Source organism: Maribacter sp. 2-571 (assembly GCF_050589625.1).
In the GTDB taxonomy this organism is placed as follows: Bacteria; Bacteroidota; Bacteroidia; order Flavobacteriales; family Flavobacteriaceae; genus Pelagihabitans.
The window spans coordinates 1-1,912 of record NZ_JBNGOP010000062.1 but is presented as its reverse complement, the minus strand read 5'-3'; the positions used below and the strand labels follow the sequence as shown (position 1 = coordinate 1,912).

Here is a 1,912-nt window from a genome sequence, read left to right as displayed (position 1 = left end):
GTTATAGGGCTATTGTATGAATAGTGGTATGGCGTAAAATCTTCTTGAACTTCAGCGAGAAGATCGATGTTCATCCATCTTCCCAAAGCGGGGTCATAGTTCCGGGCGGTGATATCGTACCAGTCCAGACCCAGTTCCTCATTGTACTCCTTGCCCCCGAACATATATCTTTTTGCAACGGAATTCCCAAAGGAACTTACATTGTTGTTGTAACCCTTATGAGATAATCCAAATGGATAATAGTTCGATTCCTTTACGATTTCGGTATTCGGGTCGATAGACCCGTCATTATCTGCATCCTGGTAGGACAACCGCACGTTGCCCAAGTGTACCGTATTTAAGCGATTTTTTTATAAAACGGCCCTTTTTTTGGCCAAGGGCGACCCGTTTTTATGTAAAAGAACGTATCAATGTCACTAAGATAGGCATTGTAGCTGGATCGGCCTCGCAGCGGCGATCCGGTTTATTGCTAGGGCAACAAGCCCCCGTATCGCCGCCGCTCCCTTCCCCCGGTATGTTACATAATTTGCATTATGGTACGGTGTCAACATTTAGGTCTGGATTCTTCTTTTTGGCCGTAAGCCATAATGTAAACTATGTAAAATACTCCCTACGCCCTCGCTGCCAACGCTTGTCCTGTAACCAATCCCGAACCGTCGGGAGGCTTCTGCCCAATGATTTTCGGGGAAGGGATTATAGTATCACGCCCATGTAATCCCCGGTTAAACGTGATATGGCGGAGCGTAGGGGCCTTTTGCCCCGCATTTCATAGTATTAGCTCGGTAAGGCTTTGGGGCATGATGTTTTGCGGACGTATGGCGAGAGAGGGACTTGAACCTATGGTCTTCTGCTCCCAAAGCAGGAGGTCGCAGGTCATGAAGTCGGCGGACGGTTTTCGAGGGGAACGTTTTAAAAAAGAACGATTTGGAGGTTGGCGGTGCGTTGGGAATCGGTCTTTTTTAAAATGATAGGCAAGCGACGATTGAGCGTCACGACCGAGTGGGAAGGGTATTCTGGTTAACAGTCAGAGGGTCTATTTTGTAATGACAATGACACATCTTGACCTAAATGAGTTTTACTCATAAAAAACATAATCCACATCGTATATGTAGAAGCATTCTTCAGACGGAGTATCTTCGTTAAAAACCACTTCTTTAAAGATACCCTCGACATGCATGGACAACAGTTCATCGCCATTCACAACCCATTCTTCAACAAGTTCTCCCTTCAATATTTCAAGATCGTACATCTCAGTTGCTGCATTGACAGCTTTTGCACACAAAAGCGGGTCTGCGTGTTCATAGAGTATCCCCCAGAAGTCGCCTTGAGTGGTATTATAAACACTTAGTAGCAGAGCTAGTTCTTCTTTATGCTCTTTTCTTATACCGTCCAACAATTTACTATAGAATTTTTCCGAAGCATGGATATCTTCCATGATGTCGCTGACTATATAAGGCGGTAAATGAAAGGCCAGTTCATCTGTCAAGTGTGCTTCTGCATATTGGTATAAATCATCGGAACTATTCACTTTATATACAGCATCTCCATATTTGGCAAGCATTGGACCTCCTTTGTTGCCATCCATGTATGGCTTCATTTCAAAGTCTTTTTCTTCACATTCCAACGCTTCCATAAAGGCAGCCTTATACAGTTTTATATCTTTCATTGTAACATACTTCTAAAGTGATTAAAGCTACAAAATTATCGTGTAATCATTTGTTGGTTTTTGGGTTGGGATTTGGTGTTGGGACAGCGGCAATTTTACATAATAGCGTTATAGACCCTGACGTAAGGAAGAGCGGTTATAACTTCTATTATGTAAACATTGCTTTGGTGGTGCGCTGGCGAGGAAGCAGGGCAGGCCTAGGGGATTTTTGCTTTTCGCAACAATCTAGGTCTGCCCTGTGCGGGG

Annotated in this window: 2 protein-coding genes; both read right to left on the bottom strand. The window is 44.1% G+C overall.

The features are described from left to right. Positions 1-317 (bottom strand): RHS repeat-associated core domain-containing protein (locus ACRD7P_RS20850; protein WP_430909731.1); only part of this gene is annotated, 317 nt, incomplete at its 3' end. Positions 318-1,075: 758 nt separating this feature from the next. Then, the gene (locus ACRD7P_RS20845) at positions 1,076-1,666 is read right to left on the bottom strand and encodes a hypothetical protein (RefSeq protein ID WP_430909730.1); all 591 of its coding nucleotides are present in this window, start codon (positions 1,664-1,666) and stop codon (positions 1,076-1,078) included. Positions 1,667-1,912: the final 246 nt, after the last annotated feature.